Consider the following 19,454-nt stretch of genomic DNA (forward strand, 5'->3'; position numbering starts at 1 on the left):
GGGCATATACGAGCAAAGTCTACGTTGGTGGTTTGCATACGCCCAGGGCTTGTTCCATGTGTAGCGCAGAGAATTAAAAAGTAAAACGCTTTGTTTAAGCTCGGACTTAAGGAAATTGTATATATGGAAAGCAAAATTAAAAAATACCTAAGTGACCCGTGGATGGCCTACTGTGCCTTTACGTCGAAGGGTCTAACGAAATGGGTTTCCGACAGGACGCACCTTCGATTGATGCATCGCGCCAAGTTGGGCATGTGGCCTAGCATAGACTCGCCGGTGACCTTCACTGAGAAGATGCAGTGGCTGAAGCTTAACGATCACAACCCTGCGTACACGACCATGGTCGACAAGTACCGCGCTAAGGACCTCATTGCCTCGCGTGTGGGCTCCGAGCACGTGGTCAAGACGTTGGGCGCCTGGAATTCCGCTGATGACATCGATGTGAGTGGGCTACCGGAGAAGTTCGTACTCAAAACGAATCACGACTGCGGCGGCGTGCTCATCTGCACTGACAAGGGACACTTCGATCTCAACAGTGCCAAGGACTTTTTTCGGGGTCATTTGAAGCAGAATTATTTTTACGGGTGCAGGGAATGGCCTTACAAGAACGTGAAGCCCGTCGTGTTCGCCGAGGAGTTCTTGGAGAGCGAGGGCGATAATGCCCGTGATGAAGACGATAACTGGGAAGGCATCGACGAGTTCGACTTCTTCTGCTTTGACGGGGAACCCCGGCTGATTTCTTATTGCCACGGGGACAAGAACGATTCTGAGAAGAGGTACAACGATTTCTACGACACTGAGTGGAATCTGCTGCCTTTGGCGATGGGATACGCGAGTTCCGAAGAGACGATCCCTGCCCCGGAGCAGCTCAGCGAGATGCTCGAGCTATCAAGGAAACTGAGTGACGGTGTACCTTTCTTGAGGGTCGACCTCTTCATCTGCAAGGGGCGCGTTCTCGTCGGCGAGCTGACTTTCTACCCGTGGGGCGGGTTTACGCCTTTCAGCCCCGCTGAGGCGGAGAGGACGTTGGGGCAAATGGTTTCTTTGCCCCAACGTGAAAACGAGGAATGATGGCAAACGAAAGCTGCATTCAGTGCGTGCGCATGGATAATCAGCCAGTAAGCGCGCTCCGGCGTTTCTTCATGGAGGTTTAGTATGTCCGACACAAAAGACCTCCGGGCGAGGTCGGCAAGCGCGGCAAAGTGGTCTCTGGCAACCGAGATTATCGCCAAAATCATCTCGCCTATCTCGCAGCTCGTCTTAGCGAGGCTGCTGGCGCCAGAGGCGTTTGGCATGGTGGCGACCGTCACCATGGTAGTGAGCTTTGCCGACATGTTCGCGGACGCCGGGTTCCAGAAGTACCTGGTGCAACACAGCTTCCGAGACAAAAAAGACCTGCATGCCAACGCTAACGTGGCCTTTTGGACGAACTTCGGCATATCGGTGGTCCTGTGGTGTCTCATTGCCATATTCAACGATCCGGTGGCCACCTTCGTGGGCAATCCGTCGCTGGGCTTTCCCTTGGCCGTGGCCTGCCTCTCTCTCCCGTTGACGTCGTTTTCGAGCATTCAGATGGCGTTGTTCCACCGTAATCTCGATTTCAAGTCGCTTATGCCGGTGAGACTGACGTCGACCTTACTTAACTTCGGCTCGACGCTTGTACTGGCGTTTATGGGATTTGGTTACTGGTCACTTATCGTTGGCACTTTGGCGGCGAATATTGTAAATGCAGTGGGGCTGACTCTGCTGTCTGAGTGGAAGCCGCGTTTTTTCTACTCCTTCAACATGCTGAAGGCTATGTTCTCATTCAGCGGATGGACGCTTTTGGAGTCGTTCACCATATGGCTTTCCTCTTGGGCGGGCACCTTTATCGTGGGGCATTTCCTGGGTGCGGCTGAGTTGGGATATTACAAGACGCCAGTCACCTTTGTGAGCGGGTGCTTCGGGATTATCACGAACGCTACGACGCCCATCTTGTTCTCGTCACTTTCGCGCCTTCAGTTTGATCGGGAAGAATACGTTGCTTATCTGCGACGCTTCCAGTTCATGGTGGCATTGTTCCTGTTGCCGTTGTCTGCGGGTATCTTCGTATTCCGCGAGCCTTTGGTGGCCCTGTTGCTCGGCGATCAGTGGGGCGAGGCGACGCTCATGTTCGGGTTGTATGGGCTGGTGCAGGGGCCGATGGTGCTGCTCTCATACTACAGCAGCGAGATGTATCGCTCTCTTGGTAAACCGCGCGTGTCTACGCTTGTGCAGGTGATGTACCTCGTGTTGATGACGCCGCTTATGACCGTGGCGGCTATGCAAGGGTTCGATGCCGTCGTGTGGGCTGATGCGGGATTGAGAATCCTTTTGATTGCTATCAACCAAGTGGTCACATATTTCGTGGTTGGCCTTTCGTTTGGGCGCACTATGTTGTCGCTCAAGGAGCCCATTTTCTGCACATCGATGATGTGCGCATTTGCATGGGTGACGTATGGACTCGCATCTAGCAACTGGCTTGGCGTCGGGTTGGACATTGTAGGGTGCGTCGTTGTCTATTTCGCGATTTGCTTTGCTTTGCCCAAGAGTAGGAGGGTGCTGCTGAAGCTGGTCAAGGGCGGCGGCTTTAAAACGTTTTGAGGTCTGTAATTAACTTGTTGGGAGTTCCATCTCAGGACTTCCTTAAAACGAAAGAGTGGGGTATATATGCAGGATAGAAAAGTCCTCGTCACTGGCGCCGCCGGCTTCATCGGGGCGTTTCTGGTGAAGCGGCTGCTCGAAACCACCGACGACGCGATCATCGGTCTGGACAACGTGAACAGCTACTACGACCCTGGCATCAAGGAGGCTCGCCTGCGAATGCTGGCGGAGGTGGACAAGGCGGGGCGTTTCGCCTTCGTGCGCGGCGACCTGTGCGATGCCGCGTTGATAGAGCGCCTGTTCGCTGAGAACGGCTTCGACGTTGTGGTGAACTTGGCCGCCCAGGCCGGTGTGCGATACTCCATCGAGAACCCCAAGGCCTACATAGACAGCAACCTGGTAGGGTTCTTCAATATATTGGAGGCTTGCAGGCGCCACCCGGTGAAGCATCTTGTCTACGCGAGCTCTTCCTCCGTCTACGGCGGCAACGAGAAAGTGCCTTTCTCGGAGGACGACCGTGTAGACTCTCCGGTGAGCCTGTACGCCGCCACAAAGAAGTCCAACGAGCTAATGGCCGCGGCCTACTCCAAGCTTTACTCCATCCCAGCCACGGGCCTGCGCTTCTTTACGGTGTATGGGCCCATGGGAAGGCCCGACATGGCATACTTCGGCTTCACCGAGAAGTTGCGTCGTGGCGATACGATTAAGATTTTCAACATGGGCGATTGTAAGCGCGACTTTACGTACGTGGACGATATTGTGGAGGGCGTGCGCAGGGTCATGGACGGCGCTCCTGAGGTCAAGATCGGTGTTGATGGTTTGCCAATGGCCGCTCATCGCGTGTATAACATCGGCAATTCGAATCCCGAGAACTTGCTGATCTTCGTTGATACGCTGCAGCGTGTGCTGGTTGAGGAGGGCGTGCTCCCCGCCGATTACGATTTCGAGGCGCATAAGCAGCTCGTTCCTATGCAGCCTGGTGACGTGCCTGTAACCTATGCGGATACTGGCGCCTTGGAGCGCGATTTTGGTTACAAACCCGCAACGCCGCTCGAGGACGGTCTTCGTGAATTCGCGAAGTGGTATCGCGAGTTCTACGGGAATTAGCTGGGTGATAGCAATGTCGAATGTATACAGCAGTGACCGTATTCGCTTTGGGGGGGGGTCTATTCTCTCAAACCATGCTTTGAGGTTTGTTTGGCTACTTCGAAAGTGCCAGAATTCGCACAATCCTTTATGGCATCTTTTTCGAAAGAGGATGGCTTGCAAATATGGTCTCGAGATCGCGCCTGCCACCTCGATTGGCGAAGGCTTGTATCTGGGTCACGCTTTTGGCATTACGGTAAACCCGAATGCCGTTATCGGTCGCAACTGCAATATGCACAAAGGTGTGACAATTGGTCGGGAAAACCGCGGCAAACGAAAAGGTGCGCCTGTTCTTGGCGATTGCGTTTGGCTTGGTGTCAACTCAACTATTGTTGGTGGCGTTCGTTTAGGCAACGACGTTCTCGTTGCACCGAACACTTATGTTAACTGCGACGTACCAAGCCATTCGATTGTGATTGGGCACCCATGCAAAATCATTTCTCGAGATGGGGCAACAGACGAATATATAAACAACAGGGTCTGAATAATAAAATCGGTTTTACATGTCTTATCCAGGATAGAGGGGGGGGGGGGATCGTCTTCGCTAATTACAGCGAGTTAGCGACTCAGTGAGCTTTGGCGCGCTCTGATGCGAGCGGAAGGTGAAGCAAACTGGAACGGGTAGTAGATTCCCAGAAGCTATATGCAACGTGAGTGTCAAAGATAGCGCGTCTTAACGCATAACCCTGCATTCCTCCTTTCACCGACTGGCAAAACGATTTACACCTAATTGTCGACATTACCCACGCGATTTATCTTTGCCCCCGCATCGATCTCGCTAAACTAATAACTGCTGCTACCAGGGCATTTTCTGGTGCACATTCTATTGGCTCCTGCGAAGATCGGAGCGGGTATGTTTGCTGCCAAGTCCCACACCAGCCGTCATCACATCGCGATCGCTGCCATGGCCTGCCTATGCGTTTTGCTGGGCGGGCCTTCTTATGCCGCGGGCGCGGAGAGCCTCATCATCGCGGGCGCGACGTACTGCGAGCCGGGCGCGTCGGGCCCCGGCTGGGCCTGGACCGATGCCGACCACCTGGAGCTTGACGGCTACGCGGGTGGGGCCATCGGCGCCGAGGGCGACCTGGTGCTGACGCTTGCCGGGCAAAACTCCGTGACGGAGTCGCATGCGCCCGATGCGGACATCACGCTGTGCGGTATGGAGGTGTGGGGCAACCTGACGCTTCGCGGCACCGGGACCCTGACGGCGACGGGCTCGCAGTGCGGGATCCACGTTTCGCAGGCGCTCGTGGTGGACGGCTGCACCGTCGATGTCCGGGCGGACGGGGCCGATATTACGGACGAGGCGTTCGCCGGCGTGATCGCAGGCGACATGGCCGTGCGCGGCGGCGGGCGCATCGTTGCCGCGGGCGCCGGGTCCGGAGCGGGCGTGCGCGCCTACGGCGTGTATCTGCAGGATGCGGGCCTTGGCGCTGGCGCGGCCGGCTGTCGGCTTTCCGTCGATGCCTCGTGGCTCGATGCGACCGGTGCCGACGGCGGTGTTGCGTGCACGGGCGGGTCGCTTGTGTCTGCGCGGTTCGTGGCGCCTGCGGGAGGGGCCTTCGGTGCCGGCGGCGTGGCGAATGCTTCCGGCGACATGGCGCCGCATGTGGTGATCGAGCCCCAGGGCGCCACGGCGCCGCCGGGGGAGACCGACGGGCGCGAGGTGCCCGGCGGCGCGGGCGAGCCGGCCGGCGGTGCCGGTCCTGCCGTTGAGCGGCCCGGTGCCGGGTCCGCGACGGATCCCGTCCTAAAGCCCGCGGCTGCGACGCCCAAGACAATCACGACAACCAAAACGACCGTGACCAAGACCATGGCGTCCACGCCATCCAAGGCCAAGACTGCTGGCGTCTCCACCGTCACGCTCCCCAAGACCGCCGACGGCAACTGGATCGCCGCCTCCCTGGCGCTATTCCTGCTGGGAACAGCGCTTGTGTTTGTTAACGTCGTGATTGCGGTTCTAGGTAGGCCAAAGCGTAACGGCGATTGACCGAAGTGCCATACACTTTCTAGGTAGGGGCAATTGCAACGTGTATGACGCATAGCAGGGGCGCGCCGGCTATTCAAAGAAGCTCGGAAGCCTCTATGCGTCTGTGCAAAAGCGCGTGAACGAGCTCATCTCTTGAGCCCCCAAGAAATTCGCGAGCGCATCAACTCGGGCGTGGTCACTCTGCTGGCCGCGCCCCTCTGCATCGCGCTGCTGCTGGTTTTACCATTTCTGATTTGGGATAGGCACCTTCGCTAGCTCCATGCAAGTGAATTGTGGTCCCACGTGGATTCTTTGGGCCCGATCGCGAGCGCGGGCCCGAAGGCTGTAGTAGCTGGCCCATGCCTGGCGCGACGGGTCGCAGACGCTTTCCTGGCTGCCGCCGTCCCAATAGGTGGGCACGTCCATGCGCGCTTTGGCCTGGGACGAGCCGTTGGCCTGGGTTACGTGGAAGGTCGTCGCGGTGCCCGCGGGGGCGTCGTTCCACGAGACGGTGAAGGTGACGCCGTTTTGGGTTGCGGTGGCGGAGTGGGCGTAGCCGGTTTGTGCCGTGGCGGAGATGGCCTCGGGCGTGGGGGTGGCTTGGGCACGGAGGGATGGGGCGGGGGTGCCGGTTGCGGCGGCGGTGCCGGGCGCGGCGGTGTCTGTGGCGTTGGCGGTGGGGGTGCCGCCAGCGCTTTCCGTGTTGACTGCGCTGGCGCCGGTGGATGTTGCGGTGCCGTCCTCTACGGTATCTGCTGTCGCATTTGCGTTGGTGCCGTCTTCGGCCTTGCCTGTGTCGCTGCTCGTGGCGTCGGCTTGCGCCTGCTGCTCGGCGGTTTCTTGAGGCTGAATCGCCTCCGCAATGGCTGGCATAGGCAACGTCGCGCCGACCATGGACGTGCACGCGATCGCGCAGAGCAGGTAGTAAAGGGGTCGTTTCATAGCGGAGCCTCTCGGTGAGCAGCCAATAGGGTCCGAAGGCAGCTCCAGGCCAGCACTCCGCACATATTTTGTTGGGGTTTATTTTACGGGAACCCCAGTCAACATCAGCGAACTTTCTGGGGGATGTTGGGGAGGGGGAGCGGTCCCGCTTTGGTCCCCGGCGGCGCTCTGACCTGTACTGGGTTGACTATACGCGATGCGGGAGCTTCAACATGAGGCCGTCTTCCGCTTCTTCGAGACTCGACACCGGGACTTTCCAGGAAAAGTCCGCGAGGCTGCTGCCTAGGTCAAGCTCCGCATGACCGTATTCTTCAATTTTGTAGCTAGGGTGATTCTCGTCTGGTAAAAGACGACATTCGACCGGGCGCGACCCGATGATTCGATATTCCTGCTGGTAAGCGTACTTGGGCGTTTTGATAACGAGATTGTGCGGGATGCCCTCAAAGATCTCGCGAATCAGTTTTGGCCCGGGGACGCCGTAGGAGATGGGGCCGTGGGCGTACATGTTTCCGTCTTCGGCGATGTGTCTGTCGGCGAGGCACGCGAAGCAGTCGTACTGCACAATGCCGATTCACCCGTCCACGCACCCGAACTCCCGGATCATTCGTATCAGGATTTTCACGGTGTTGTCCACGATATCGTTCTCGCGGACCGTGTACATGCAGATTTCGGACCTCGAGCGTTCGGCTGCTTCAATGAACCGTATATCTTTCGCTGGGGCCAGGGGCGCGGCCATCTGTTCTTTCTTCCCGTGGTGGCTAGCCATAGTAGCCAGCACGGGAAGCTGTACAGCGAGGGTCGCGCCCCGGTTCCCGGGGCGCGACCCTATTGATTTATTTGCTCAATTTTTCGTGCCCATGGCGCTTATTTCCTGGTAATCACTCGGACCATTTCATGGTTAACATCAACACCTGTCCTTCAGGCGAGTGGGACCGCAGAACTGTACGGCATAGGCGAGGACAACACGCGCCAGCTCCATGAGGCCGGAAACTATCGATAGGGGGTACCGGGGCTCATGCCGGACCACGCGAGCAAGCAATCACTGATCATTCGTCAAGATTTTCATAACCCTGTCTGAAAGTATCGCTAATCCGTCTTTATCTCGCTTATAGGTAAATACCCTCCTGTGGCTGATATCAAAAGGCAGCTGGGGAACATCATCTTTGCATATCAAAATGGCCTGCTTGCCCCTTCCGATCGCATAGCCCACTTCGAACATTGTTAGCGCCGGGCGATTTTAGCCGCTAATAGTCAAACTATTTTGACCAATCCCGGTCACCGAATAATGGCCACCGTGCCTCCCCGCCGCCACTACGCTGGTGGTGCCAACACGCCGGCGTTAGGAGGACCATTGAGGTGAACGAGAGACACGATGACCTACAGGAGATTATAGACGCGGCGCTCCGGGAGATGGCCGCGGAGGAGGGCGACGGGTTCGACCCGCAGGCATGCAACCTCGCGGAGTTCTGCAGGAGGACGGGGCTCACCCGCTCCCGCGCGAGGACGGTCAGGGCACACGGGTTCAGGGCCCTGCCCCACGGGAACAGCGGGAGGAGGGCCGCGCCGGGCGTGCTCGCCGGCCACACCGGCCTGGTGGACGACCTCCTGCGGAAGGGCGTCACCAACTCGCAGGTGATATTCGAGCGGCTGCTCGGCCAGGGCTACGCCGGCGGCCTCACCACGGTGAAGACCTATATCGCCGCGCACCGGGACCTCGTGCCCGCGAAGAGGCGGCAGGCGGCCCCGCAGGGCTGCCGCGGCCAGCGCTTCAGGACGGCGCCCGGAGAGGCCTACCAGATGGACTGGGGCTTCGTCGCGGTCGAGCGCCCTGGCGGGGAGCGGGCGCGGATCGCCTGCTTCGCCATGGTCTGCCACCATTGCGGGGGCGCCCACGTCGAGTTCTTCCCGAACGCGCGCCAGGAGAACCTCCTCATCGGGATGCTGCACGCGTTCTCGGCGCTGGGCGTGCCCGCGACCGTGCTCACCGACAACATGAAGAGCGTGGTCGTCCGCCGCGATGCCGACGGCCGGCCCGTCTGGCAGGCCGACTACGCCGAGTTCATGGGCGTCGTCGGCTTCCGCACCAGGTTGTGCAGGCCGCGCCACCCCTATACGAAGGGCAAGGTGGAGAGGCTCGTCCGCTTCGTGAAGGGGAACTTCCTCGCGGGAAGGTCCTTTACCGACCTTGACGCCCTCAACCGGGAGGCCGCCCTCTGGTGCGCCGAGCAGGGAGGCCGCTGGCGGCGCGCGGCGGCATGCGTCCCGATGCGCGAGCACGAGGCGGCGTGCTCGGCGAACACCAGGCCGCTCGAGGTCACGGCCGAGGTCGAGCGGTACCTGTGCCCGCGCCGGAAGATCTCCTTCGACGGCTTCGTGAGCTTCGAGGGGCACCGCTACGGCGTGCCCTACTGGTACGTCCGCCGCGAGTGCAGGGTGAACCGGGAGGGGCGCGTGGTGCATGTTAGCGTCAATCTATTTTTCACCAGTTTCACTAATCAAACGCGCCGTTCGCGCAAAGGCGGCTTCACCGCTTGCGCTAACGTATTTTCACCGATTCCGGTCACGCCTTGACGGGTCCGTCCCTCGGCAGGTCCTTCAGCCTGTAGGACCTGCCGGCTATCTTGACCAGGTGGCAGTGGTGGCAGTGGTGGCACACCCTGTCCGCGATCGCGCTCGCCGCCACGTCGTCCCCGAACACCCTGCCCCAGCCGCCGATCCCCACGTCGGCGGTGATGATCGTCGAGCGCTGCTCGTAGCGCGTCGATATCAGCTGGAACAGCAGGTCCGCGCCCGCGCTGCCGACGTCGAGGTAGCCGAGCTCGTCGATGATCAGCAGCCTCGAGTGGGCGTAGTACTTGAGCCTCTTCTTGAGGATGCCGCGCGACGAGGCGTCCTCCAGGTCCTCGACGAGCCGGGCGCAGTCCACGAACCTGACCTCGCGCCCCGCCCTGACCGCCTCGATGCCCAGCGCGACGGCGAGGTGCGTCTTGCCCACGCCGGGGCTCCCCACGAACAGGACGTTCTCGGCCCGCTCGACGAACCTCAGGGTCGCGAGCTCCTCGATCTCTGCGCGCGGGACCGACGGCTGGAAGTCCCAGTCGAAGTCCGCCAGCCCCTTGACGTAGGGGAACCCCGACGAACGTATGCGCTGGTTGGTGATCCTGACCTCCCGGGCGGCGACCTCGACGCGCGTCATCTCCTCGAGGGCGGAGGCGAAGCCCCGCTCGCCCGCGGCGACCATCCTCACGTAGTCGGGCAGGGACGCCGCCATCTCGTGCAGCCCGAGCGCGGAGAGGTTCGCCTGCGCCCTGATCGAGGGGCTGCCCTCCGCGACGGCGCCCATCACGCCCCTCCGAGCGAGTCGAGCAGCGCGAGGTTGGCGCGCGCGGCCTCGGCGATGTCCGCGTCGGCCAGGCCCCGCTTCCCCTCGAGGGCCTGCCCATAGTGGTCGGGGTCGTAGTTGATGGGCCTCGACGGCCCGGACGCGGCGTCGTGGACGGCGACCTCCTCGCCGGCCATCCTCACAACGACCTGGCCGCCGGGCATCGCTATGACGCTCACGCGCCGGCCGATGCAGCGCCTGGGCACGGACCACTCCCTGCCGGCGGCCCTGACGAGCATGGTCGGCGGGACGGTCTGGACGCTCACGTCGCCCACCATCGACTCGAGGAGCCGGAGGTTCCCGATGGGCCGCAGGCTCTCCTTCTCCCGCATGAACAGCGCGTCGGGCGGCAGGCCGGTGGTGCGGTTCGGCTCCGAGTTGGCCTGGGCCTCGACCCGGGCCACCGCCTCGGCGAGGCCGCTCCACCCGGTGAACTCGCCGCCGTAGGCGAGCAGGCGGTTCAGGAAGCGGTTGGCCGACTCGTCCTTGCCCTTGGTCTGCGGCGAGCGCGGCGCGCAGAGCCTGAGCTCGAAGCCGGCCTCCCGCGCGAACCGCCACGCCCTCTCCTGCCTGGTCCTCCTGCGGCCCGAGACGGTCACCAGGCACGACATGTTGTCCGTGATGCACTCCTCCGGGACGCCGCCGAGGCGGGTGAAGGTGGCGAGCAGGCAGGACAGCAGGTCGTCGAGCGTGCGGCTCCTGACCGGTATGAAGCGGTGCTTCCGGGAGTAGCCGAGCGTCGCGGTGAACACGCTGAACTCGAAGACCTCGCCCTCCGAGTCGACGAGCCTCATGCCCTCCTTCCAGTCGAACTGCAGCTGCCTGCCCGGGGGCGTCTCGAACCGCGGGTGCGGCTCGCGGCCGCCCGCGCCCCCGAAGGGCACGTCGCGGGCCCGGCACCACGCGGTGAAGGCGCCGTACCCGGGCAGCCCCTCCCCGCGGCCCTCGCGCAGGAACGCGTAGACTGCCATCTTGGTCATCCCGGGCAGCTGGGCCTTCGCGCGGATCACCTCCTCGAGCGGGTCGAAGGCGCTGCCCCTCGCGGACCTCCCGTCGGCGGCGGACTCGCCCTCCCGCCGGTACTTGGCGACCGTGTGCCGGTCCATGCCGTGCCTCCTCGCGATCTCGCTGAAGTTCGGCTTCGCGCCGGACCCCCTGTAGACGTTCAGCTCTCCCATTACGTTTCGCTCCATATCCCGCTCCTCCCGGGTCGGATACCCGATCGGAGCATAGTTCCGTTAGCGCAGTTGGTGAAAGTACGTTAGCGGGGTCGGCGAAAGCGCGTTAGCGCATTCGGCGAGATGCGTTTGCGAAAGTGGTCAATTTTAGATTAGCGCTAACAGTGCACATATACAGCGACGACCTCTCCCGCGAGCTCGTCGCCCACGCCGTCGGCACCGGCGCCGACAGCTGGTGCGAGGGGCAGTGGGAGACATCGCCGGCGCAGCCCGAGGAGCTGCCGACCCAGCCGGTGGGGACCGTGGTCGAGCAAATCGCCCCGCCCAGGACGAAACCCGGTTTCGAGAGGTTCGACTTCGGGAGGGCCGAATGATGGCGGGCGCGGGGGCGAGCCCCTACGAGCTCGCGAGCGACGCCGCGTCGAGGCTCGGGATCGCCGTCGGGGCGGAGGAGCTCGCGACCCTCGCCTCGGACCTCGACCTCGGCGACGGGGAGATGGCCGCCGTGGCAGCCACCTTCTCCTACCTTGCGGAGAAGAGGAGGCTCGCCTCCATCGAGACGCTGCTGAGGCTGAGCAGGCTGCCCAGGCGCGAGCCCAAGACCTTCGAGGGCTTCGACTTCTCCAGGATCCAGGGCCGGGACGCGGCCGCGCTGGGCAAGCTCCCGTCGCTGGCCGACCTCTACGCGCACCGCAACGTCGCCTTCGTCGGGCCCGGCGGCATAGGGAAGACGCACCTCGCGCAGGCCTACGGGCGCGAGTGCTGCATGCGGGGGCTCAAGACCTACTACATAAAGGCGACCGAGCTCAGGGACAGGTTCCAGAAGGCCGTCCAGCGGGGAAACACCTCGCGGGTCGTCTCCTCGCTCGTCAAGCCGTCGTGCCTCATCGTTGACGAGGTGGGGAGATGCGTCTACGACAGGCCGTGCACCGACCTGTTCTTCGATGTCGTCGACAGGCGCTACGAGAAGGAGGGGCCGAACGCGATGGTCCTCACGAGCAACATCGCCCCGAGCGGGTGGGATGAGTTCTTCACGGGCGACGACACGCTCCTCTGCGCCCTCGGCAGGCTGTTCGACAAGGCGTCGGTGTTCGTGATGCGGGGCCCGAGCTACCGCGGCAGGGAGCTTGACACCTACTCGGTGGAGGCCGTCCCCCAGGCGGTGAAGGTGAGGGGGATCCAGCCCGAGGGGATGTAGGAATGCGATAGGAAAGTCATAGATGCGGGCGTGTTGGCTAAAATGGGTCGGCCGGGATTGGTCAATCTCGGCCGACTATATTTGGCTAAATTATTCCGGCGCTAACAACATGACGTTTGGATTCAGATTGGTAATATCAGCAATTACCAAAGAGCTAGACGCAATCAAATTAAATATGTCTTCCGTAATATCTACGGGAGTCAACATCTCGTCTACGCGCATGCATTTCTTACCCGCCCTCTTAGAGCCTTTGACCAACGCTAAATATACAGGGTCGATAGAAGGGTCTTCGGTGAATGGCATCATGACGGCAATTAAATTTGGATCACACGCAGAAGACGCTTCAGGTTCGACCGGCAAGGGACGGTCATCAAGAAACTTTGAAAACAGGCGAAAAGGGTCCCCTTCGCAAAGCCTCCAATGAGTACGTTTATTTTCCCAATAGTTTTCATCGAGCAAGCCGAGATCCAATAAGGCATGCGATGGAAACTGCAGAACGGGTGAAGAAATTACTGGGTTTATCGACGGAGAGTCCATATAGCCCAGCCTGGCCATGGCGCCCATATCGTCCGACTCAAATTCACGCGCCATAACAGTAGGAAGCTGAGCGAGGGCATTAAAATCAAAGCTGGTGGAAGTTCTATAGCGGTCCGCCAGCTCATCGGGAGTTCGCTCAAACATTCTAGAAGTCAACATGGGCAGGGTTTCATCAGCACGGATAATCAAATTAAACAGCATTCACATCACACCCTATGAAAAGAAACGGCTAAACGACTGAAAAAATAGTACTCTTTTAGTCTGTCTCGGAGCAGAGCCAATTGTGCTCGGTAATCTCAGCTGCCTTGTTCCTGATAGAGCATTGAGGCACCGTCAAGATTCTTTCGCAAATTGATTTAGCCGTCCTCGGTACCGTCCTCTTCTAGCCTTCCGCCTTTCCCTTCAGCTCGTCCATCTCCTCTAGTTTGGACATGTCCAGCCCCTTCTCTTGCTCCACTCGTGATCCACTGTGTACTTCAGCCTCGCCGTCACCAGCATGAGGGGCGAGTTGCCGTCCGGGAAGGTCCCGATGACTCTCGTCCTCCTCCTGATCTCGCGGTTAATGCGCTCGATCCCGTTGTTCGTCCTGATCCGGCGCCAGTGCTCCGGCGGGAATTCCGTGTAGGCAAGCGTCTCGGCGAACCCGTCGCGCACCGTCCTTGTGGCCGCCCCGCGGAGCTTCGGCACGCTGAACTCGACTTACTCGGCCCCGGTGACGAGATTTCTCGCGTAGTGGCTGCTGCGGTAGGCCTCCCGGCCCGCCGTCCTCTCATAGCGCTCGGCCCCGACAAGCTCGGACGCCTCCTCTTTGGGCAGCGCGTCGAGCGACCCATCGTCGATCGATACGATGTTCGCAGACGGGGCTCGTGCCCCTTACGTCGATGATTTGTTGTTTGGTCGCCTGAACTCATATGACGACGCGTGAACCGTGTTCCTCTATGTGTTTGTCAATTTGTGAAAGAAATTATGTGTCACCTCCTTATGCGCAACTTCTTTCCCTATGGGTTATTAAGGCTTCCCGAGACGGATTGTTGGTCGTTGGAGATTGGTTTGCCCAACTGGGCTTAAGGTCCTTGATCTGGATTTCCCAGTCGCCCTACAACGCTCTTGTAATGAGTGTTGTAGCGGTCATTGCTCAAACGTTTCTGGCAATCTATGAGCTGTTTAGGAACATGAACTACTACGACATGAACGCCCCGTTTCTTGAGAACTTCTTCAACGCCGTTAAGGGTGCGGCGCTGAAGCCGTGCACTGCAATCTTGGGCGAACACGCGATACATGTGTCGTGCAAGAAGAAGGTGAGTGAAGGCGAGATGCTCAGAATATCAGGCCGTTAGGTGCTGCGATCACCCCGTTGTTGACTGTCTCAATGTGGGCGTTGTATATCATGGATTTGATGTCGGTATGAATAGGGAGAGACAAAGTGGGCGAGCTTTCCAAAGAAATTGCATCTCTGCCATCTGGTGTATTGAGTAAAGCATACGATGATGCTGTGCATCCTGTGTTCTCATCGGTCGGAGACACTCTGAGTTTAGTTCCCAGAACCGTTGGCGTATTGCTTGGCCCCTGGAAGAAATGGGTGGTTAACGGTGAGAACAATATTGAGGAGGCGATTCGGCAAATCGAAGAAAAGATGGAAGACGTCCCGGAGGATTGCTTCTGTGAGCCTGCGTCAAATGTCGTGGTCCCGGCTATTCAGCAGCTTTCATATTCGTATGACAGTCAGGACTTAAGGGGCCTGTACGTTAATTTACTCGCGTCCTCCATGGATAAAAGGGTTTCTTCTCTCGTCCATCCAAGTTTTGTTAGCATAATCGGGCAACTAACCCCCGATGAAGCCAAAATGATGTCGTGGCTCTCTAAAGGGCTCGGTAAAGATCATATTCCGGTTATTGACTTGCGCGTTGTTGAAGACGATGACATGCCAATTAAAGCTCGGTGGCGAGTGCTTTGCGAAAATTATACGAACGTATTCGATGTTATCGTTCAATGTCCTGAGAATGTGTCTTTGTATTTGAATAACTTGGAGAGACTGAAGCTGCTAAGCGGAGAAACGTACCGTTACGAGGGAGAAGACGATTATCTTGGGATTGAGGATTCTGACAGAATTCGAAATATAAAGAAGGATAATACGCCTTCTGATGGATGGCGGTTTGATTGCGTACATCATATTTTTAGGCTGACACCGTTCGGGAAGCTATTCATCAAGTGTTGTGTTTAGTCTTCTCGGCAGTGCTGGTACGATTCGATTCAAGGCCGTTTGCTAATGGGTGAATGCATTGGCCAGATCCGATGGGAATATCTTCTATTTCTTGTCGCTTAGTCTTTTAAAGCTTCCGACCGTCGTCCTGGCGGTTTTTCTTTTTCCCCGCATTGGTGGACAATTTCCTTAAACGATTTTGGTCCGTGATAGTTTCTCACGGTTCATTTTCGCTTCAATTTATGGTGATGGTGCCAAATGGTAAGAGGTGCATATGAACGAAGCGGTTTTAAGGGTTTTAGCCAAGCTAGGGCTCGACGCTAAACCATTCGAGCAGGAGAAAGTAATCGAGCTGGTCAAGAACCCCCTTTCCGGAGCATGGACTACCGTCTATTCGCACCATGACGCTGCTGATGGAAGGCCTTCCGTTTTTGGCTGTTTTGCCGACCTTACACGAAAACAGGAGATTCTTGCAGGTGATGATTGGTTGAAGCATGCCTCCAGTTTCTCACCAGGCTTCTGCGTATGTGCAGATGGCGTCACTTATCATGACGGACGCGATGAGGGCTATGACTTTATTGTTGCCGAGCAGTATTTCTATCCGCTCGACCAAGCGCAGATTCTGGTCAACCAGGAATTTGTCATGCTGTTTGAGCTCTACCGCGGCGAAGACGGTTGCTACTATAGCGTCGACAAGTGTGGCGAGAGAGAAAAAGTCGTCGACTTTGCTGGAGACGAGGTGCGTGTCAGGACCAAATATATACTGCGCTTTATTGCAGCTAAGCAATGCCTCTTCGTCTACTTTGTGGACGCGCGGCTGGCATCTTCGTCCAGCTTTCCTTTGGGGAGCACTGAGTGTATTGCAGAGAGTGATGAAGTCGGAGGAAACTACCATATCGGACAGTGGTACACGAGCGATATTGATGAAGGCTATCTTCTGTCGATGCTCTACGCTCGAAGCTTTATCGAGCCCGGCGACGTCGAGACTTGTGGCGTATGGCCGTACGATGAGAAAATAGAACAGTACCCTGAGTTCATCATCGGCGAACGGCCTGACGGCTCGCTCGTTCGATACACATGTGACCCGAATAAGCTTGGCACCTACTTTGATAAGGAGCCTCGCGCCCCACATTACTTAACTCCCGTCTTCTTTAAGCCCGCTGTACTCGATAAGTACAGGAGTAGCCCTTACTTCGATGTCAGCGAGCGTCACATTTCATGTGGGAGCCAGTGGAGGTGCGAGATTGACAATGTCGATCCGGACAGAGTTATGGTGTATCTTGGCGATCTGGGGCGCGATCTTCCCGAGAGCGAGCGCACCCATTTCCTCTCTTTCGAGATGTCGCCCGTTGACCAGCACATTTCCGATGAGGTGTTCAAGACAGATTTGCTTAATATGTGGTTTAAAGATCCGTCGGGTCCTGTTTCCATGCTTATGCGAGCGCGAATGGAACTTGATAAAGCATGGAGCAAACGGTTTGGCTTGACGCTGTACAGGCCTTTCCACCGTGCAGACGAGGGCATTCTTGAACAAATCCACATTCCATCTGGCAACGGCGAGTCTGAATTTGAGGCCGTGACTATGGCCCTCACGAGAGCCCTCGTCGACTACATCGATGAAAGTGCTCTAGAGGGCGCTGATGCGAAGGGTAGTATTAACAAGCTGGAGGTCTTTCTTAGTGCGAATGACATCGTGGCTGATCTAAAGCCTCTCCGTGACCTTCAGAACCTTCGGTCGGCGGGGGCGGCGCACGGCAAGGGCTCAAAATACGATAGGCTTTACGGCGATGTGGTCACCGAAGACCATAGAGAAGATGCGAAAAGACTCATTGCTCGACTTACGACCATGCTGAACGAGTTGACTGAGACTTTAAAATCCGTCGACTGTCACGAATAATTCTAGGGTGTTGGGCTGTCATACGAAGAGGGAAATACGTTTGTCGTTGTTTGCGGACCTAGGCGTCATGCGTCAAGACCTTCCGATTGACGACGTCTTCGCCTTTGTTGCTGTGCAGGTGTTTCTACGCGAGTCATAGGTGAGTCACGTCCTCCTGAAGGGCTGTATCACCTAGAATTGATAACTGTTGACAGCGGCGTTTGTCCAAGGGGCTTCAAATGGATTCGTCCAAATTCAACGCGTTGCGGGCTTCTCTTGGCTCGACTGCAATTTCAGAGATGCAGAACGCCTTTTACACCTTGGGTCTTTCTTTAGCGGAGCTTCGCGAGGATTACGATTTGCCGTCTGGATTTACCGACTCTGATTTCATCGCCTTATTCGGATTGTTCGAAATTGATAAGATTTGCCCCGTCTGCTTTGGACATCTTTGTGCGCCTCATGTTAGCAGGGGCATTTTTGGTGCGGGGCCAACTTCCTACGATAGTCGTGCGTCCTTTGTGTTTCGTGCCATCTCACTTCTGATCAAATAGAGCGAGAAACTTTCTACTTGGATAAGGAAGGATAGATCCGTGAGTGTCTACATACACAGTTTGTCCAGAGAAGATACGGCGTTGCGATGATATTGGAATCTTATTATTGGCGCAAAGAGCTCAGTTGCATGATGGATGAACTAGTCTCCTGCTTTCGATTTTTAGCAAAGCATGCTTACCGTTCTAATCATCATTCTATCTTTAATCGAATTGTTGAACGTAAGGAGTACATTGTCGAGCGAGACCTTCTTCTCTCTGCATTTATTGTTCGCACTTTGTTTGAAGCGGGGAAGTTAAGCGATGAGATGGCTGACTATGAGCTGAACATTGTGTCGTATCCTGCAACTCCCAGGAATACAAATAAGCTGATGCCGTTGCTTAGGCGCGTTCCTGACGATGACTTGTACGACTATGGTCGGCCTTCCCAGCTGAGTATTCCTGGCAGGCGGTTTGTAAATCAGCTGATTCATGCTGCTGTTATTCCGTGTTTTGATTTTGGGGACAATACCAGACCCGCTGCTTTCATGGTGGTCTCGGATCGATTCGCTCAGGAATGTCTATATCGATGCGAACTAGATGTTTGGGTGAAGTTTGTCAGGGAAGTTGTTCATGATGAGGTCAATTCTATTCATGAAACATGGGATGAGGCTAAGGGCAAGTGGAAAATCGAACGGAGTCGAAAACAAGGCGAGACGTAATTTCGGTTGAATAAGCTGCAGCGATCCGTTCGCGATGCCATCAAATGATCCGGTGGCGTAGTCGTGTTATATGCTGCAGCTTTAGGGGAATGAGGACGGTACCGATTGGGATAATGCTCTAGTGGTGTCCGGTAGCGGATATAATTAATTCAATTTCGGCTCCGCACTTAAGGACCCATAATGAAAACTCTCAATGGCCTCATGAAACATCTTAGGGATAAAGGGATAGAGACGCACGGCTCTGTCCATAAAAGAAAGATGAAGAATTACGGCTATTATCATGGCTACAAGGGTCATCGTTTTGTGGGCAATTCTTCCAACTGCTTGGATTTAACGAGCTTTGACGAGGTAATTGCCTTAAATGAGTTTGATATGGCGGTCAAGGCGCTCTTATATCCAAGCGTAATGTTTATTGAAACTGCGTTAAAGAACTATACGCTAGAAGCCGTGCTTGAAGATTCTCACTCGTTCGTGCTGGAGGATATTTTCTCTCGAACGCTCGTGGCGTACCGTGATTACCCTAGAAAAAGTAAAGACTATAGCGCTGCTATGAAAAAGCGCCTGGGTCTGCGCGCGGAAATCAATAGATTGATTCAGTACAATTATTCCAAGAACCCTGTTGTTAGGCATTTTTATGACAGTGATAAACCCTTACCTATTTGGGCGCTATTCGAGGTCATGACTCTAGGAAACTTCGGTGTTTTCTATTCGTGCTTAAAGGGCTCGGTTAGACAGAGCATATCCGATGACCTAAAGCTTCCGAACAATTACGACGGTCCCGGGCTTCTCGAACGTACTATCTTTGTGCTCAAGGATCTCCGTAACGCGGTTGCTCATAACAGTGCCGTTTATGACGTTAGGTTTAAGAGGGCAAAAGTGGGAAATCAGCTTGGCCAGATGCTGTCATCCGAGGTTGGCGTTCCTTCGATAGACTTTTCAACTATTACTGATTATGTCGTCCTAATTGTCTATCTGCTCAGAAAGATGATGGTTTCCAAAACTGAGTGCTATCAGTTAATTCGAAACTACTCTAGCGTGCTGGAAGACTTGCACGGCTCTCTGTCTTCCTCTGATTTTCATAAAATAGTAAAGACTGGGGCCAGGAGCAAGATGGATGCACTTCGTGGCTATATAGCTGCTTCTTAAGAAGCAGCA

18 protein-coding genes and 1 pseudogene are annotated in these 19,454 nt (G+C 57.0%); 13 read left to right on the forward strand and 6 right to left on the reverse strand.

The features are described from left to right. Positions 1–90 precede the first annotated feature (90 nt). The 5 genes from LCQ44_RS07480 (at position 91) to LCQ44_RS07500 (ending at position 5,758) form a co-directional block, all read left to right on the forward strand. Positions 91–1,071, forward strand: a complete 981-nt coding sequence (locus LCQ44_RS07480) for an ATP-grasp fold amidoligase family protein (RefSeq protein WP_117855789.1) — start codon at positions 91–93, stop codon at positions 1,069–1,071. A gap of 84 nt (positions 1,072–1,155) precedes the next feature. Beyond that, entirely contained in the window at positions 1,156–2,622 is a 1,467-nt protein-coding gene (locus LCQ44_RS07485; protein WP_117564572.1) for a lipopolysaccharide biosynthesis protein, read from the forward strand. A gap of 66 nt (positions 2,623–2,688) precedes the next feature. Beyond that, positions 2,689–3,729, forward strand: coding sequence for an NAD-dependent epimerase/dehydratase family protein (locus tag LCQ44_RS07490; protein WP_117638206.1), 1,041 nt, complete (start codon positions 2,689–2,691; stop codon positions 3,727–3,729). A 151-nt stretch (positions 3,730–3,880) separates the two neighbouring features. Next, positions 3,881–4,252 carry a serine O-acetyltransferase gene (locus LCQ44_RS07495; protein ID WP_117564570.1) on the forward strand — a complete coding sequence of 124 codons (372 nt, stop codon included), beginning with the start codon at positions 3,881–3,883 and terminating at the stop codon, positions 4,250–4,252. Between the two features lie 369 nt (positions 4,253–4,621). Continuing rightward, entirely contained in the window at positions 4,622–5,758 is a 1,137-nt protein-coding gene (locus LCQ44_RS07500; RefSeq protein WP_118328471.1) for a hypothetical protein, read from the forward strand. Between the two features lie 219 nt (positions 5,759–5,977). On the opposite strand, the gene LCQ44_RS07505 is transcribed toward LCQ44_RS07500, so the two are convergent. Beyond that, positions 5,978–6,679 carry a hypothetical protein gene (locus LCQ44_RS07505; RefSeq protein ID WP_225093489.1) on the reverse strand — a complete coding sequence of 234 codons (702 nt, stop codon included), beginning with the start codon at positions 6,677–6,679 and terminating at the stop codon, positions 5,978–5,980. Positions 6,680–6,866: 187 nt separating this feature from the next. Further along, positions 6,867–7,241, reverse strand: coding sequence for a hypothetical protein (locus LCQ44_RS07510; RefSeq protein ID WP_118256115.1), 375 nt, complete (start codon positions 7,239–7,241; stop codon positions 6,867–6,869). A 794-nt stretch (positions 7,242–8,035) separates the two neighbouring features. Between LCQ44_RS07510 and istA (LCQ44_RS07515) the strand changes: the two genes are divergently transcribed. After that, positions 8,036–9,250: an IS21 family transposase gene (istA, locus tag LCQ44_RS07515; RefSeq protein WP_225093490.1), complete on the forward strand. Its 1,215-nt coding sequence runs from the start codon at positions 8,036–8,038 to the stop codon at positions 9,248–9,250. Here istA (LCQ44_RS07515) and istB read toward each other — a convergent pair. Next, positions 9,240–10,022 (reverse strand): IS21-like element helper ATPase IstB, encoded by a 783-nt coding sequence (istB, locus tag LCQ44_RS07520; RefSeq protein WP_225093491.1) that lies wholly within the window; start codon positions 10,020–10,022, stop codon positions 9,240–9,242. The two genes, istA (LCQ44_RS07515) and istB, sit on opposite strands and share 11 nt — an antisense overlap. Continuing rightward, a complete protein-coding gene (istA, locus tag LCQ44_RS07525) occupies positions 10,022–11,254 on the reverse strand; it encodes an IS21 family transposase (protein WP_225093492.1) in 1,233 nt (410 codons plus the stop codon). The genes istB and istA (LCQ44_RS07525) overlap by 1 nt, the downstream gene beginning before the upstream one ends. A gap of 355 nt (positions 11,255–11,609) precedes the next feature. On the opposite strand from istA (LCQ44_RS07525), the gene LCQ44_RS07530 reads away from it, so the two are divergent. After that, on the forward strand, positions 11,610–12,437 hold the full coding sequence (locus LCQ44_RS07530) for an ATP-binding protein (protein ID WP_117746924.1): 828 nt from the start codon (positions 11,610–11,612) through the stop codon (positions 12,435–12,437). A gap of 90 nt (positions 12,438–12,527) precedes the next feature. On the opposite strand, the gene LCQ44_RS07535 is transcribed toward LCQ44_RS07530, so the two are convergent. Next, positions 12,528–13,175 (reverse strand): hypothetical protein, encoded by a 648-nt coding sequence (locus tag LCQ44_RS07535; RefSeq protein WP_225093493.1) that lies wholly within the window; start codon positions 13,173–13,175, stop codon positions 12,528–12,530. Between the two features lie 181 nt (positions 13,176–13,356). After that, positions 13,357–13,643 (reverse strand): annotated as a pseudogene (locus LCQ44_RS07540) (transposase); the annotation flags it as partial. Positions 13,644–14,086: 443 nt separating this feature from the next. Between LCQ44_RS07540 and LCQ44_RS07545 the strand changes: the two are divergent. The 6 genes from LCQ44_RS07545 to LCQ44_RS07570 all read left to right on the forward strand — a co-directional run bounded on the left by LCQ44_RS07545 (position 14,087) and on the right by LCQ44_RS07570 (position 19,445). Beyond that, positions 14,087–14,311: a hypothetical protein gene (locus LCQ44_RS07545; protein WP_225093494.1), complete on the forward strand. Its 225-nt coding sequence runs from the start codon at positions 14,087–14,089 to the stop codon at positions 14,309–14,311. Between the two features lie 86 nt (positions 14,312–14,397). Next, positions 14,398–15,195: a DUF4393 domain-containing protein gene (locus tag LCQ44_RS07550; protein WP_225093495.1), complete on the forward strand. Its 798-nt coding sequence runs from the start codon at positions 14,398–14,400 to the stop codon at positions 15,193–15,195. 253 nt (positions 15,196–15,448) lie between these two features. After that, the gene (locus tag LCQ44_RS07555) at positions 15,449–17,071 is read left to right on the forward strand and encodes a hypothetical protein (RefSeq protein ID WP_225093496.1); all 1,623 of its coding nucleotides are present in this window, start codon (positions 15,449–15,451) and stop codon (positions 17,069–17,071) included. 218 nt (positions 17,072–17,289) lie between these two features. Beyond that, positions 17,290–17,601, forward strand: a complete 312-nt coding sequence (locus LCQ44_RS07560) for a hypothetical protein (RefSeq protein ID WP_225093497.1) — start codon at positions 17,290–17,292, stop codon at positions 17,599–17,601. A 128-nt stretch (positions 17,602–17,729) separates the two neighbouring features. Next, complete coding sequence (locus tag LCQ44_RS07565) at positions 17,730–18,299, forward strand: hypothetical protein (RefSeq protein WP_225093498.1); 570 nt, start codon at positions 17,730–17,732, stop codon at positions 18,297–18,299. A gap of 180 nt (positions 18,300–18,479) precedes the next feature. Next, complete coding sequence (locus LCQ44_RS07570; protein WP_225093499.1) at positions 18,480–19,445, forward strand: Abi family protein; 966 nt, start codon at positions 18,480–18,482, stop codon at positions 19,443–19,445. Positions 19,446–19,454 lie beyond the last annotated feature (9 nt).

The organism is Collinsella aerofaciens, assembly GCF_020181355.1.
In the GTDB taxonomy this organism is placed as follows: Bacteria; Actinomycetota; Coriobacteriia; order Coriobacteriales; family Coriobacteriaceae; genus Collinsella.

Bases quoted from the DNA above. Each gene is read 5' to 3' on its own strand.
- LCQ44_RS07560 (WP_225093497.1), top strand. From the start codon at position 17,290: ATGGATTCGTCCAAATTCAACGCGTTGCGGGCTTCTCTTGGCTCGACT.
- LCQ44_RS07485 (WP_117564572.1), top strand. From the start codon at position 1,156: ATGTCCGACACAAAAGACCTCCGGGCGAGGTCGGCAAGCGCGGCAAAG.
- LCQ44_RS07490 (WP_117638206.1), top strand. From the start codon at position 2,689: ATGCAGGATAGAAAAGTCCTCGTCACTGGCGCCGCCGGCTTCATCGGG.
- LCQ44_RS07565 (WP_225093498.1), top strand. From the start codon at position 17,730: ATGATGGATGAACTAGTCTCCTGCTTTCGATTTTTAGCAAAGCATGCT.
- LCQ44_RS07570 (WP_225093499.1), top strand. From the start codon at position 18,480: ATGAAAACTCTCAATGGCCTCATGAAACATCTTAGGGATAAAGGGATA.
- LCQ44_RS07545 (WP_225093494.1), top strand. From the start codon at position 14,087: ATGAGTGTTGTAGCGGTCATTGCTCAAACGTTTCTGGCAATCTATGAG.
- LCQ44_RS07535 (WP_225093493.1), bottom strand. From the start codon at position 13,175: ATGCTGTTTAATTTGATTATCCGTGCTGATGAAACCCTGCCCATGTTG.
- LCQ44_RS07505 (WP_225093489.1), bottom strand. From the start codon at position 6,679: ATGAAACGACCCCTTTACTACCTGCTCTGCGCGATCGCGTGCACGTCC.
- LCQ44_RS07500 (WP_118328471.1), top strand. From the start codon at position 4,622: ATGTTTGCTGCCAAGTCCCACACCAGCCGTCATCACATCGCGATCGCT.
- istB (WP_225093491.1), bottom strand. From the start codon at position 10,022: ATGGGCGCCGTCGCGGAGGGCAGCCCCTCGATCAGGGCGCAGGCGAAC.
- LCQ44_RS07555 (WP_225093496.1), top strand. From the start codon at position 15,449: ATGAACGAAGCGGTTTTAAGGGTTTTAGCCAAGCTAGGGCTCGACGCT.
- istA (WP_225093492.1), bottom strand. From the start codon at position 11,254: ATGGAGCGAAACGTAATGGGAGAGCTGAACGTCTACAGGGGGTCCGGC.
- LCQ44_RS07495 (WP_117564570.1), top strand. From the start codon at position 3,881: ATGGCTTGCAAATATGGTCTCGAGATCGCGCCTGCCACCTCGATTGGC.
- LCQ44_RS07530 (WP_117746924.1), top strand. From the start codon at position 11,610: ATGATGGCGGGCGCGGGGGCGAGCCCCTACGAGCTCGCGAGCGACGCC.